Source organism: Cellvibrio sp. KY-GH-1, assembly GCF_008806975.1.
GTDB lineage: Bacteria > Pseudomonadota > Gammaproteobacteria > Pseudomonadales > Cellvibrionaceae > Cellvibrio.
This window is the reverse complement of record NZ_CP031728.1, coordinates 4,876,143-4,891,086: the sequence shown is the minus strand read 5'-3', so window position 1 is coordinate 4,891,086 and position 14,944 is coordinate 4,876,143. Positions and strand designations below refer to the sequence as shown.

Genomic DNA, 14,944 nt, shown 5'->3' with positions numbered 1-14,944 from the left:
TCTGGCCAATAACTCGACCGGTGTGGTCATAGCCGGTTTACATACGGGTTAAAAACACCCACCAGGATAAACAAGAAAGCCATAGCAACTGCGCCCCATAACTTAGCCGTTGATATAGCCCCACCGCGCCGCGAGCCGTAAACGCTTTAGCCAGAAGAATTGAAGTTGCCAGCGAAAGCGCGATACAAACGGCGGTGAAGATTTTGAAATCCCATCCAAACAAAGGGCTACATAAACTGGCCGCTGGCGCAATCACCAGAGATATAAACATCACCACTCCTGCCGCCCCATGAATTTTCCCTGATAGGGACGGTGTTTGAGTGTAGGGATCTGCATCCATCGACCAAATGCCCGCAATCAAAGTCGCCAAGCCGTGGGCAATCACACTGCCACCCATTACTTTGACGCTCAGCGACTCGGGCAATCGGGAATAGAGAAACCAACCAAACACCATAAAAAGAAATGCGAGCGGGAAATTATTCACCAGCGGAGAAAATTTTTGCGTGGGAGAACCAGTTGCGCCCAATTCACTTAAAAATTGGGTTCGGTGGTTGTAGCCGGGATAGCGACTCGCGGCGGCTTTTACTCCAACAATTATCCACACAGATGCAACACATCCCATCACGGATAAAATAGCTGTCATACGCAATCCTTTTCAAAATACACATAACAAAAGTGCTTTAATGCAGCTTCAAGTTCACTCAATAATTTATGGAAGCATCACTGGATGAAACGATAGCAGCACCTTCAAGTACACCTATTTCCGATAGCTATACACGTGGAATTTTCGTTTAATAGCGACTCTGACTGTATCAATGCCATTACTCCCCCTCCCTTGCACTAAGGAAGCTAACCATCTACCTAAAACACTGTTGGAAAAACTATCCCAATACAGAATAGAACCCAATCATATATATCCAACCATGAAACGCAGGATGGCTTTACGCTAACTTGATACCTTGCAGCTCAAGAACAATCAGTACCACTCCAAAAATAACAGTTAATACAAAGAGGCCACCAAGTAGAATCCAGATCCAATTTAACCAGGTGAATTGGTTATTGCTGATACCCAATGGATCTTCACAGCAGATATTAATAGCCGCTTGTGCTTTCGCCAGTAACCAACCATGAAGTATCAATAAGGGCAAGACGAGAATACTAATCCATTCATATGAGCTATATGAGGACACTCGATCGAGAATGTTGCTAAGTATCACCACGGTAACGACAAGGGTTGCATAGAGACTGTGATTCCAGACAAACTCCTTGTTTAAGTCCTTTATTCGCATATCCACCACAGAAAACAGTGCGTGAGTAAAGAAAACACTAAAAATGGCTCGCATTACCGGCATCATATTTTCGTTGTAATAGCTCTTGTATAGCTTCCAGTTTTTAAAATGCCAATAAATGGAAAACAAACCAAAGGTGCAAAAAAACAGAACCAAAAATTTGGTTTTGGACACCACATAAAACATTTGCCGGACGGGGATCTGTAAGGTATCTATATTTGATTCTGGAATAGCGTACACATTCTCTTGCATTTAATAGCTCCATGTTTTAGATGATCAATATTTAACGGCTAAGCGCCACGCATTCTAATTCTGTTCGCTACAAATGCAAAAAAACCCGCTGTTTCCAGCGGGCTTTTTTGTTCAGCTGTTACGCGCAGTAACGCTTAATCAATCATCGAAGGTTTGCCAAATACCGGCATACCTTGATCATTCCAGCGCAGGGGTTTAACGAAAGTGTGACGATCCGGGTTCCAGAGTGGGTCGCCTTCAATCTCCGTGTAGGTGCGCGCATGGTATACCAGCATCACGGTATTGCCATCTTCCGCGTAGGTGAAACTGTTGTGGCCCGGGCCGAAAATTTTGTTGGGGATATCCGAGCAGAGCACTGGCTCTTGGGATTTAGTCCAATTGTCCGGATTCAACAGGTCGGCATTTTCATCCACCCAGAGCAAACCCATCGCATAATTTTCGTCGGTGGCGCTGGCAGAATAACTCAAAAATATTTTGCCATTGCGCTTCACAATCGACGGGCCTTCATTAACCCAGAAGCCGCGAATTTCCCACTCGAATTCCGGTTTGGTCAGCATCACCGGCGCACTTGCCAATTCCCAGGGGGTTTTCATTGGCGCGATATAAATATTGGAGTTGCCGGTAATCTCCACATCTTTTTGTGCCCAGACATAATAAAGCACATCATTGTGAGTAAAGGTGGTGGCATCCAAACAGAAGGTATCTATGCCTGAATCCACCTGCCCCATAAATTCCCACTCACCGTCGAGCGGATTTGCATTTTTATTGCGAATTGCATACATGCGGTGTTGAAACAGGTTGAATTTAATTTCGCGACTGGGCGCAGCGGCAAAATACACATACCAGGCGTATTCACCCGATTGTGGATCTTTATTGAAATGAATTTCTGGTGCCCAGACCAATTCACTGTATGGGCCAGTGTCCGGCTTGTGCCATACATCTACGGTTTGTGCAGTGGCCAACTCCGCAATGGTTTTTGCGCGGCGCAATTCAATGCGATCGTATTTCGGTACAGACGCCGTAAAGTAGTAGTAACCATCGGTGTGTTTGTACACAAATGGATCTGCACGCTGAGGGATTAAAGGTTTTAATAATTCACTCACAATTTCTCTCCAAACTTTCTATTTAATTCTTAATGTAGGTTGTGGCGGGGCACGTAGCCTGAGGAACTAACCCCAACATGACAATGTACCTGCACAAACCAAAACCCGATTAAATATATATTCCGGCTTGCGGCAGTCGTTGCAAGATGGACGTGTTGGGGTTCGCAAGCTCACCACCAACCTACAAATCAATGCTCTGCAATATAACCTTTAGCACGCATTGTATTTTTAAGGCCTGCGTAATACCCGTCGTTGATGCGATACAAAAACATCAACAGTCCCATTAGCGCATGGAAAAATCCGGGAATAATCGACAGCATGAGCGCGATTCCCATTAATGAAACATCTGACTGTTCCTGATTGGGAACATATTGGAAATAGGTCAGCAGCCAACCCACCATTAAGCCGGCGACACCCATACCCGCCTTCTGCCCCACTGAAATTCCACCGTAAGCAAATCCGGAAACGCGCTTGCCGTTTTTCACCTGACCATAGTCAATGGTTTCGGAAATAATCGACCAGAACACAGGCGCATGCAGATCCACCACAAACGACAAAAGGAAATAAAGTACAAACGCCAGCACCAGATCATCGCGACCCACCAAGAAATAAATCGCAAGGCTTAATGCCGCCACCAGCAACTGGGTATAGCGAAACAAATTAATCTTGCAGAAAAATTTGGTAATCCAGGTGGAGGCAATCATCGCCAAAATTGCTGCGACAACACCGGTAGAAATAAATGCGGACACAGTGGCATCGTCGCCACCTAAATAGTATTTTGCGTAATAGATAGCTACAGAACCGCGAATCACATAACCAATGGTACCGGTGATGCACACAGCGAACAAAATTAACCACTGATCATTTTTTAGTAATTGCAAAAACTGGGTGAGCAGCGGTTGATGCTCCACCACATGCGCCACTCGCTCGGTAGTGTTGAAATAGCAGAACAAGAACATGGCCGCGCCCACCGCCGCCATAATGGCCATAGCCACTTGATAGCCGACGGATTTATCGTCCCACAGGCCCGCCACCACTGGCACCACCGCCGCCACCATAAAGGCACCAATTTTGGCGAGGAACAAGCGATAGCCATTGGCCGATAATTTCTCTTTGGGGTCGCTGGTTAAAGCGCTGGGTAACGAAATATAGGGAATGCCAACGCCGGAGGTAATCAGCGTCATCATAATGTAGGTGGAATAGGCCCAAATTAATTTAGCGTCGTATTCCCAGTTGGGCGTGGTGAAAACAAAAAACACGCTCACCGCATAGGGAATTGCCAACCAGAATAACCAAGGGCGATAGCGACCTTGCAAAAAGGTAAAGCGATCGGTCAACTGGCCCATCACCAAATCGGAGATGGCGCCCACCACTTTCACGGTAAAAAATAAAATACCCATATCAATGGGGGACAAGCCAAAAATATCAGTGTAATAAAAAGTGATGATCAACATCATTGAGGAGATAACTACGTTCAGCGCCATATCGCCGGCACCAAAACCGATTTTTTCGCGCAGGCTAAGTGCGCTAGCAGAAGCGGGTTGAGTTTGCATTTATTATGTAGACCTCGTGTAACTATTATAATTTGCCTTTCAGATGAAGGCTTTGGGGTTAAAAAAAGCGGCACTACCTAAGGTAAATGCCGCTTCCTTTATCTCTCACCACTGCAGCCATTTACCTGACTGACAGAGCGCTCTCTCTTGCTTTTTTCAAGTGAATCTTTTTACAAAAAATAATCGTTTTCTACCGCGTGAACCAGGAGCACATCGATTCCCGCCATGCCGGCACTCGCCGCCGCTTGCAAACCTAATTTTGAATCTTCAAACACCACGCACTGGGTAGCATCAACCCCTAGCAGCTCCGCACAGCGCAAAAAAGTATCCGGCGCTGGCTTGGGGTTTTGTACCTGATCGGCACCTACCACCACTTGAATGTATTTATCCAAACCGCACAAACCCAGAATCGTATTGGCTTCTTGCGTGTAAGCACCAGTGCCAATCGCCATTGGCTTTTTGCCGTGGTAGCGCTGGGCCACTTCAATCAAGGCCGTTGGCTTGACGTACTTGTGCATGTTGTCGTGCACAACCTGCTCTTTGAAATCATTCATTTCATCAAGGCTGGCTTCCACTTTGAGATTGAATTTTTCCAGCAGTATTTCAATGGTGCCCTTGGTGGGCACGCCCGCCAGTGAACGCATTAATGGGCGGTCGATAGGAATGCCGTATTTATTGAGCATTGCCGTCCAGGCGAATTCGTGCAATTGCCCGCTGTCCACCAGGGTGCCATCCATATCAAAAATCAGTGCTGCGTATTGGTCGTACATCGTTTGTTCTCTTGATTACTGAAGTCGCTAAAATTAGAGCACAAACCGGTAAGCAACCGATACCCAAAATTTACTCTGGCACTTTACACACAAAATTGTCGGCTTTTTCCGTATCCCCTTTTCCCGTGTAGTGCGCGAAGGCCGGATAAGGGCAGAGTGGACGGCTGCGATTGGGGAAGGCCGCGCCGGTGACCATCACTTGCTCAGGCGCTTTACCCTGTTCTACCCAATCCACAATCGGATCGATCATGTCAAAATAATCCAGCGCCGCTGAGCCGCCACCGCAGTGGCCCATGCCCGGCACCAGAAACAAGCGGCTCCATTGGCTGACTTTTGCAGCGCCACCATTGTCCTTCACCAGCTGATCGTAATAGCGCGCAGTCTCTTGCGCTGAAAACCAGGGATCACTTACGCCGTGATAAAAAATTAATTTTCCACCATTGTTGGAGAAGGTGTTAAGCAGTGTCCAATAGGCAGAATCACCCACAAATGCGGCGGGAGTCGAGGCAGCTAGCGCTTCTTGATCCACATTCATTTCGGTGCTGGTAATTTTCCCTACGACCGGGTGAAAACCGGGATTTAATAATCCGGGCAGGCCCTGGGTTTCAGTGATGCCGGTATCAAACCAAAAACCGGGATACACCTGCACACCGAGCGAATTTTTCGGCCCGGCAAAACCCACTTGAATTGCCTTGGCTTTTTCCGGACTAATGCACGCTTGGGATTTATTTGCACTGCAGGCGACGGACATAGGATCAAAATTACAGCCGCGCACATTAGAAATCATTTTGTCGGCAACGCCATCCAATGCATCGCATTGTTTTAATAATGCATCCATCACGATGGTTTTATCCTGTTCGCTCAAGGCTTGCGCAACAATCGGATGCCCCTGCTCATCTTTGGGCGCTACTTTCGCGAGCGAAACCATTACCCATTTATCGGCGAGGTTGGAAAAACTGGTGCGCATGGCCGGAGCGCCAGCCACTATGCCGTCAAACAAACGCGGATAGCGCTGCGACATAATCATGGCTTCGCGTCCACCGGTGGAGCAGCCCATGTAATAAGAATGTTCGATAGCGCTTTGGTAATGCTGAGCGACGATTTTTTTCGCCGCCATCGCCACCTTGCCAGTGGATTGATATAAAAAATTCAGTACCGCTTCCTGATCGCTAAAAAAACTCGCATCAAATCCCTGGGAACTTTGATGCCCGGAATCGGTTGTCACTACTGCAAAACCACGCTGCAATGCCGTCATATTGCCAGCAGCACTGCTACCTAATGGCTCGGCGACGACACCGTTAAGCCCACCGCCACCTTGCATCATCAAGCGACCATTCCACTGTTTGGGCATGGCGATAGCAAAACCTATTGCGTAATTTTTTCCGCCCTCACCAATGCGCTCATCCATCACTCCATCGATGCGGCAATAAGGTTCCAGAGTCCCCGCATAGGGACGCTGATAAGGCACTTGTGGTACCGGGCCTGCGGGCACCAGCTTTGCACTCTTGATAACGAGTGCATGATCTTCGCCGGCAAACTTTATCAAGGTGGCGCAGGCTTTTTCGGCGGCCACCAGGGGCTTTTTTTCACCGGCAACACTGAATGAAGACAGTACAACCACTGAACACACCAAAACTGTTTTTATTATATTTTGCATTGAATTTCTCCGAGGGATGCATGCCCGAAAATCAGGCTGCGACTGGGACCTTGCTTTTTTATTGCCGGGATATTTTGAAATCAGAGGGTAGCTCATCTCTTCCCTGTGACGAGCTAGCGAGCGTGTAAAAAATAAAACGCGGCAAGTTATTTATTACCCGCTTACGTTAAATTTCTTACACGCGTTCCGTGATAAGTTTACGCTCTCTCCTTCAGGTGCTTACACACCCTCTTTCAAATGCTTACACACCGTCTTTCAAATGATAGAAAGCGGCATTGTGACGCAACTCGGTTTTGAAATTGCGCACAGTGGTATCTGCACCAATCACAACCGCTTCTACGCCCGCCATTTCGGCGTAATCAACTATCTCATCCGCAGTCACACCTTGAGTGTAGGCGCTGTGGTGGGCACCACCGGCTTGAATCCAGGCCGCCGCCGAAATTTCCAGATTTGGACGCGGTTCCCACAGGGCTTTAGCCACCGGCAACTTCGGCAATTCTTGTGGTGGATTTACGGTGTCCACTTCGTTGATGATGAAGCGGAAACGCGTGCCTATATCGATCAGGGAAATACACAGCGCAGGGCCGGCCTTGCCGGTGAAAATCAAACGCGCAATGTCGTTGCGGCAACCGATGGTGTGCAGGTGTACTTCCAATTTTGGTTTGGCAGCAGCAATAGAAGGACAAACTTCCAGCATGTGCGCACCCAGCACTTGATCGACCGCACCAAAGTGATAGGTGTAGTCTTCCATAAATGATGAACCACCTACGCGGCCTTTCGACATGACTTTGCAAATGTGAACCATAGCGGCAGTTTTCCAATCGCCTTCGCCGCCATAACCAAAACCAGCTGCCATCAATCGTTGGGTTGCAAGACCCGGCAGGTTGGTTAAACCAGTCAGGTTTTCAAAGCAGTTGGTGAATGCACCAAACTCACCTTCGGTTAAAAACTTCAACATACCCAGTTCCAAACGCGCTTCGTTTTTCAGCATTTGGTATTGATGTTCATCATCAAAAATGCCTGGGTTTACATCGTATTCTTTTTTGTAGATTTCGATCTGCGCCGCAACTTCTGCATCAGTCACTGCATCAACTACTTTTTGCAGATCGCCCAAGCCGTAGGCGTGAACTTCGTAACCAAATTTAATTTGCGCAGATACTTTATCGCCATCAGTTACTGCTACCTGACGCATGTTGTCGCCAAAGCGCGCCACTTTCAGGGTTTGGCTTGCATGCCAGCCCATAGCCACGCGGCACCAGCTGTCGATTTGCTTTTGAACTGATTCAGTCGCCCAGTGACCTACTACCACTTTGCGCTCTTGACGCAAGCGGGTGCTCACGTGACCAAATTCGCGGTCGCCGTGTGCAGATTGATTGAGGTTCATAAAGTGCATATTGATTTCAGCAAACGGCAACTCAGCGTTGAACTGAGTGTGCAGGTGCATGTAGGGCTTGCTCAGTGCGCTCAAACCAGCGATCCACATTTTGGCGGGCGAGAAGGTGTGCATCCACAGAATTAAACCCACGCAGTTGGGGTTGCTGTTGGCCGCTTGTGCAACTGCCAGAATTTCTTTCGGTGATTTAACGGTAGGTTGCGCAACAATCTTGATAGAGATGTTGGCAGACTCAGTCAGACCCGCAGCAATTTTTTGACTGTTCTCGGCGACCTGCTTTAATACGCCTGGACCATACAAATCTTGTGAGCCGGTAACCAACCAGACTTCTTTATCGCCGTAGACTTTCATTTTGTTTTCCTCAGAAAAATTTCTTTCAATTTTTTTGTTGCGCATCGCTTCGCTCAGCACAACCTACATTCGGTTTGAGCAAGGATTACTTGGTTTATTTTGCGACCGTTTGGCGACACGGATGTCGACAACGAGCCTACATGGATGTATTTACGGCGTGTCGCAAAATAAACCAAACAATCCTTGCGAATTACACAATCAAATAAATTACTTCTGCCCGTAATAGGCATTTTTTCCGTGCTTGCGCAAATAGTGCTTATCCACAATCCCCTGCTTTAACGCGGCCGTATTCGGCTGCAGGGTTTTTGTCAGATAAGCCATGCGCGCAATTTCTTCCAGAATCACAGCGTGGTAAACCGCATCAGCACCGTTTTTACCCCAGGTAAAAGGCGCGTGACCGGCAACAATCACCATAGGTACTTCTTTCGGGCTGCGATCCTTAAAGCAATCGGTGATTTGCACACCGGTTTCCTCTTCGTAATCGCGCTCGATTTGTTCGTCGGTCATCACCGCAGTGCAGGGAATTTCGCCATACGCATAATCTGCGTGAGTGGTGCCGTAACAGGGAATCGCCTGCTGGGTTTGCGCCCAGGCAGTGGCATAAGTCGAGTGAGTGTGAGTCACACCACCTATAGTTTCAAAATGACGATACAAATGGGTGTGGGTTTTGGTATCGGAAGAAGGACGCATCTTCCCCTCTACAATTTGGTTTTCCAAATCCACAATCACAATATCGTCCGGTGTCATGACTTCATAGGCAACGCCGCTCGGCTTGATCGCAATCACGCCTTTGGCGCGATCAATTTGCGACACATTGCCCCAGGTATAAACCACCAGATTGCGGCGGTTTAATTCCATATTGGCTTCGAAAACTTCGCGTTTTAATTCGGTGTAGCTCATGCGCGAGCACCTCCGTCGACAAACTTACCGAGTGCTTGATACTGCTGATAGCGTTTGTCGTAAATTGCTGCCGCTTGCGCGTTGGGCGTGTAGGTTTTGCAAGTGCGTGAAGCCATGACTTTTTGCGCCGCCGCAACATTGGGATATACACCACCGCATACCGCCGCAAAAATCGCCGCACCCAAAGCACAACTCTGTTCGCTTTCCAACACTTCGATTGGGCAATTCCAGGCATCAGCACAGGTTTGCATGACGAAATCAGATTTTTTTGAGATACCGCCAATCGCCACAACTGAAGAGACCGCAACGCCTTCGCTTTTAAAACGCTCGATAATCGCGCGCGCACCGAATGCAGTGGCTTCAACCAAAGCGCGGAATATTTGCGGAGCATCGCTGCCCATTTTCAATCCGGCAATTGCCATAGCAACGGTTTGGTCGGCATCAGGAGTGCGGCGACCATTTACCCAATCGAGTGCAGTAATATTTGCATCGGCCAAGGGCAACGCGCTGGCGGCCTTGCTCAATGCAACTATGGTGTTGTCTTCAATTTCTTGAGCCAACTTTTGTTTGGTGGCCTCATCCAACAATTCCGATGACGCGAGCAAATTAGCCACCGGCCAATTCACCAAATTTTTAAACCATGCGTACAAATCGCCAAAGGCAGATTGGCCTGCTTCCAAGCCGACAAATCCAGGCAATACCGAACCATCTACCTGACCGCAAATACCGGCAATGCATTTCTCGCCAATATCGGCATAACTGGCGACAGTAATGTCGCAAGTAGAAGTGCCCATAATTTTGGTGAGTACACCGGGTTTTACTTGTGCGGCTACGGCGCCCATATGGCAGTCGAAGGCGCTGAAACCGACTGGTGTATTGATTGGCAGACCGAGCTTATCGGCCCACTTGGCCGTCAGTGCGCCGCATACCTGATCGGAAGTAAAAGTCTCTGCTGGCAAACGATCGCGCAGGCCGTTTAGCAATGGATCTATGCCTGCGAAAAATTCATTGGGTGGATAACCGCCCCAGCTCTCGTGCCACATGAGTTTGTGGCCGGTAGCGCAGCGCCCCATACGCAATTTGCTTGGATGAGTGGTATCGGTCAGTACTGCCGACATCCAATCGCAATGCTCTACCCAGAGGTAGGCGGCTTTAGCGACGGCCGCATCTTCACGCAATACGTGCAGAGTTTTGGCCCAGAACCACTCAGACGAATAGATTCCGCCTTCGTACTTGAGGTAGTTCTCTGATGCCTTGTTGGCAGCAGCGGTAATTTCTTGCGCTTCTTTGATGGCGGTATGGTCTTTCCAGAGCACAAACATGGCATTGGGGTTTTCGGCAAACTCCGGCTTGAGCGCCAGAGCCACGCCGTCTGCGTCTACCGCAATGGGGGTAGAGCCGGTGGTGTCAAAACTGATACCTACCACTGCCTGAGCGGCACCCGCCGGTGCCAGCTTCCACAAGCCCTGCACTACCTGTTCCAGACTTTCCAGATAATCCAGCGGGTGCTGACGGAACTGATCTTTCGCAGGCACGCAGTACAGGCCTTTCTTCCAGCGCGGGTAGTAAACCACGTTGCTTGCCACTTCCTGGCCGGTAAGGGCATCTACTAACAGGGCTCTGACGGAATCAGAACCATAATCCAGCCCCAAGGCATAAGAGGTCATCAAACTCACCTTTTTTCACTGTCTCGACAGAAACGGTTAACTATTATTTTATTAATATTGCCTCACCAGAGGATATTAATATTGTATGACAATATATTCTCAACAAGCCTATCCCCTGTCAATTGGTTTTGGCCTCAACGGGGGATAGATTTTCGTTAATTTACAGGGCTGGCACTCACGCCCCGCCCACTCACTGCTTCTCCGCTCCAGCCCTATTGGCAGAGACGCCTTCGCTGGTCATGACGATGCGTTTGATGGTGCCATCCGGGCTATAGAACAGCTCGTCGATGCTCACCGAGCGGCGGAACTGACCACCGTCCGGGCGCCCGGCGCCGGTGTGGTAAATAAAGTAATGCTTGTTATTAAATTCAATAATCGCCTGATGGTTAGTCGCACTATTGCCCGCCACCTCATTCAGGATTCCCTGGTATTCCCAAGGGCCGGTGATGCTCTTGCTCATGGCGTAACCGATCTTTTCCGGAAAACCCATAGCGAAGGACAAATAGTAGTTGCCCTGATGTTTGTGCACCCACATCGCCTCGGTAAATTCCGGTAAGCCGGTGATGGCGTGTATAGGGCCATCCAGCTCAATCATGTTCGCGTTAAGCTTGGCGTAACGCGGCTTGGTATTCCCCCAGAACAGATAGCTTTGACCGTCATCGTCAGTAATGACCGAAGGGTCAATATCATCCCAATCCTGCTTGGTATCAGTGGTCATATCGTTGGTGATCAAAGCCGTGCCGCGCGCATCCTTAAACGGACCGAGCGGACTGTCGCCCACTGCCACACCTATGGCGTAGCCAGGTTTGGTTTCGTCGTGACGGGCGGTGACATACCAGTAGAACTTGCCGTTTTTCTCAATGACCTGACTGGCCCAGGCATCGCGCTGGGCCCATTTGAAATCCTTCGCTTTCAGCAGCGGGCCATGGGCCTGCCAGTTGACCATGTCAGCGGATGACCAGACCAGCCAGTCGTGCATTTCAAAGAATTTGGTGTTGTCTTTGGCCTCGTCATGCCCCGCATAGAGGTAGACCTTACCCTTATGGACTAACGCCGCCGGGTCAGCAGTAAACACATCGGTAAAAATCGGGTTGGCCGCTTGAGCCGCCGCACAGGCAGCACCCAGGGCAAGTATCAGGGGCTTGATTAATGACTGCATCTGTACCTCGTGGCTCTCTTATTGTTGCTCTCGACTGATCCGGCATCTGGCGGGTCACTTGGCGCGCAACGATGACGCAGATACCAACTCGTCGAGGGGGTTGATTTATATTGATATTATAATACAATTAAATCAAGTACAGACGATAAAAAGTTTTCCCAACGGCAAGTTAATCACGCAAATATACGTAAAAGCAGGCGCTTATTGATTGCCCGAGAGATCATCATACCTATATTGTATGACTTTAATAACAATCACTTTAATAACAATGGCCAATTTAGATGTAGCCAGTCATGAGCCAGGATAATAAGACAAAAAACTCGACCAACAAGCCCCTGCGCAGCAGCCAATGGTTTGGCAGCCAGGATAAAAACGGCTTTATGTATCGCAGCTGGATGAAGAATCAGGGTATTCCTGAGCATCACTTCCAGGGCAAACCTATTATCGGTATCTGTAATACCTGGTCAGAGCTGACTCCCTGTAACAGTCATTTTCGTGAACTCGCGGAGAGCGTACGTCGCGGCATTCTGGAAGCTGGCGGCGTTCCGGTAGAGTTTCCGGTGTTTTCCAATGGCGAATCCAATCTGCGCCCTACCGCCATGCTCACGCGCAATCTGGCGGCCATGGACGTGGAAGAATCCATTCGCGGCAATCCTATTGATGGCGTAGTACTGCTGGTGGGCTGCGATAAAACCACCCCCGCCCTGGTAATGGGTGCCGCCAGCTGCGATATCCCCACCATCGTTGTCACCGGCGGCCCAATGCTCAATGGCAAACACAAGGGCAAAGATGTGGGCTCGGGGACGCTGGTGTGGCGCATGAGTGAGGATTACAAAGCCGGCAAGATTAGCCTGCAGGAATTTATGGATGCCGAGGCGGATATGTCCCGCTCTACCGGCACCTGCAATACCATGGGCACCGCCTCCACTATGGCCTGTGTGGTGGAATCGCTCGGTTTATCGCTGCCGCAAAATGCAGCGATTCCGGCGGTAGACGCGCGCCGCAAAACTCTCGCTTATATTTCCGGTATGCGTATTGTGGATATGGTGAAAGAAGATTTGCGCATCTCGCAATTGCTCACACACGACAGTTTAATTAATGCGATTCGCACTACCGCTGCCATCGGTGGCTCCACCAACGCCGTTATTCATCTCAAGGCCATGGCCGCGCGCCTGGAAATCCCGTTAACGCTGGATGATTGGCAGACCTATGGCCAACAAATTCCCACGTTGGTGAATCTGCAGCCCTCTGGCCAATACCTGATGGAAGATTTCTACTACGCTGGCGGTTTACCTGCAGTTATAAAACGACTGGGCGATGCCAATTTATTAAATAAAAATTGTTTGACTGCGAATGGAAAAACCCTGTGGGAAAACAATTCACAAGCACCCTGCTATAACGATGATGTAATTCGCCCACTGGAAAATCCCCTCTGCGCCAACGGCGGCATTTGTATTTTGCGCGGCAACCTCGCTCCGCGTGGCGCGGTACTAAAACCCAGCGCCGCTTCGCCGCACTTGATGCAGCATCGCGGCCGCGCGCTGGTGTTTGAAAATTTTGACCACTACAAAGAACGCATTATGGACGATGCACTCGACGTTGATGCAAATAGCGTTTTAGTGCTCAAGAATTGTGGCCCCAAGGGTTACCCGGGCATGCCCGAAGTGGGCAACATGGGGTTACCACCGAAACTATTAAAACAAGGCGTAACCGATATGCTGCGCATTTCCGATGCGCGCATGAGCGGCACCGCCTTCGGTACCGTCGTTCTTCACGTTGCCCCGGAAGCCATGGAATTAGGCCCGCTCGCCGCCGTGCAAGACGGCGACTGGATTTCATTGGACAGCGATGCAGGTGCATTGCAGTTGGAAGTCAGCGATGCAGAGCTGCAAGCGCGCCTTGATCAATTGCGCGCACAAAAAATTTACAAAAAAACCGGCGGCTATTTGCAACTTTATATAGAGCATGTGATGCAAGCGGATGAAGGCTGCGATTTTGATTTTCTGGTGGGGTGTCGCGGCGCGGCAGTTCCCGGCCATTCGCACTAGTAGTGATACCGATGACACTCACCAATCAATATCCTAGTTTGAAATACAAAATAGTGCTGATCACCGGAGGCGCCTCGGGCATTGGCGCGAATTTGGTGGAAGCCTTTTGCCACCAGGGCGCGCAGGTATGTTTTATTGATATTCGTGATGAAGATGCACATAAACTGGTGGAAAAATTAAGTCATCGCGCGGACAACATTCCACCGCGCTATTTTCGTTGCAATCTGTTAAATATTCCGCGCTTGCAGGCGACGATCAAACAAATTTACAACGAGGTGGGGCCGATCAATATATTGGTTAATAACGCCGCCAACGATACCCGTCACGATTTTCGCACGGTAACAGTTGATTATTGGAACGAGCGACTCGCGGTAAATTTGCGCCATCACTTTTTTGCGGCACAAGCGGTTTATGAGCATATGCTTGAACTCGGTGGTGGTTCGATAATTAATTTAGGCTCCATGAGCTGGTACGCCACGCAAGGGGGCATGCCAGGTTACACCAGTTCCAAAGCGGCAATAGAAGGCATGACGCGCGGACTGGCGCGCGATATGGGCGGTGACAATATTCGCGTGAATACGCTGGTGCCCGGCTGGGTAATGACTGATCGGCAAGTGGCTATGCTGACCCAGGAAAAATCGGCCAAAAGTATTTTGGAAAACCAATGCTTGAAGAAATCCGTTATGCCGGAAGACATCAGTGCGATGGCGCTATTTCTTGCGTCGGATGACAGCCGTTTGTGCACCGCACAGCATTTTATTGTGGACGGCGGTTGGGTGTGATGAACTCCACGCAAGGGCGG

Annotated in this window: 12 protein-coding genes; 2 read left to right on the top strand and 10 right to left on the bottom strand. The window is 49.3% G+C overall.

The features are described 5' to 3' along the window. Nucleotides 1-37 precede the first annotated feature (37 nt). From D0C16_RS20625 to D0C16_RS20580, 10 genes are all read right to left on the bottom strand, one after another. On the bottom strand, nt 38-643 hold the full coding sequence (locus tag D0C16_RS20625) for a DUF998 domain-containing protein (protein ID WP_151034082.1): 606 nt from the start codon (nt 641-643) through the stop codon (nt 38-40). 298 nt (nt 644-941) lie between these two features. After that, complete coding sequence (locus tag D0C16_RS20620) at nt 942-1,541, bottom strand: hypothetical protein (RefSeq protein WP_151034081.1); 600 nt, start codon at nt 1,539-1,541, stop codon at nt 942-944. A gap of 134 nt (nt 1,542-1,675) precedes the next feature. Next, complete coding sequence (locus D0C16_RS20615; RefSeq protein WP_191968574.1) at nt 1,676-2,644, bottom strand: glycoside hydrolase family 43 protein; 969 nt, start codon at nt 2,642-2,644, stop codon at nt 1,676-1,678. 188 nt (nt 2,645-2,832) lie between these two features. After that, nucleotides 2,833-4,197, bottom strand: a complete 1,365-nt coding sequence (locus tag D0C16_RS20610) for an MFS transporter (protein WP_151034079.1) — start codon at nt 4,195-4,197, stop codon at nt 2,833-2,835. 170 nt (nt 4,198-4,367) lie between these two features. Further along, nucleotides 4,368-4,967: a beta-phosphoglucomutase family hydrolase gene (locus D0C16_RS20605; RefSeq protein ID WP_151034078.1), complete on the bottom strand. Its 600-nt coding sequence runs from the start codon at nt 4,965-4,967 to the stop codon at nt 4,368-4,370. 70 nt (nt 4,968-5,037) lie between these two features. Then, nucleotides 5,038-6,624, bottom strand: coding sequence for a DUF6351 family protein (locus D0C16_RS20600; RefSeq protein WP_191968573.1), 1,587 nt, complete (start codon nt 6,622-6,624; stop codon nt 5,038-5,040). 241 nt (nt 6,625-6,865) lie between these two features. After that, nucleotides 6,866-8,368, bottom strand: coding sequence for an L-arabinose isomerase (gene araA / locus D0C16_RS20595; protein WP_151034076.1), 1,503 nt, complete (start codon nt 8,366-8,368; stop codon nt 6,866-6,868). Nucleotides 8,369-8,575: 207 nt separating this feature from the next. After that, nucleotides 8,576-9,268 (bottom strand): L-ribulose-5-phosphate 4-epimerase, encoded by a 693-nt coding sequence (locus tag D0C16_RS20590; protein ID WP_151034075.1) that lies wholly within the window; start codon nt 9,266-9,268, stop codon nt 8,576-8,578. Next, a complete protein-coding gene (locus D0C16_RS20585; RefSeq protein WP_151034074.1) occupies nt 9,265-10,935 on the bottom strand; it encodes a ribulokinase in 1,671 nt (556 codons plus the stop codon). Before D0C16_RS20585 ends, D0C16_RS20590 begins: the two co-directional genes overlap by 4 nt. 190 nt (nt 10,936-11,125) lie before the next feature. Next, a complete protein-coding gene (locus D0C16_RS20580; protein WP_151034073.1) occupies nt 11,126-12,094 on the bottom strand; it encodes a glycoside hydrolase family 43 protein in 969 nt (322 codons plus the stop codon). A 293-nt stretch (nt 12,095-12,387) separates the two neighbouring features. Here D0C16_RS20580 and D0C16_RS20575 point away from each other — a divergent pair, with 293 nt between their 5' ends. Continuing rightward, a complete protein-coding gene (locus D0C16_RS20575; protein ID WP_151034072.1) occupies nt 12,388-14,142 on the top strand; it encodes an IlvD/Edd family dehydratase in 1,755 nt (584 codons plus the stop codon). Between the two features lie 11 nt (nt 14,143-14,153). Next, nucleotides 14,154-14,924, top strand: coding sequence for an SDR family NAD(P)-dependent oxidoreductase (locus D0C16_RS20570; protein ID WP_151034071.1), 771 nt, complete (start codon nt 14,154-14,156; stop codon nt 14,922-14,924). Nucleotides 14,925-14,944 lie beyond the last annotated feature (20 nt).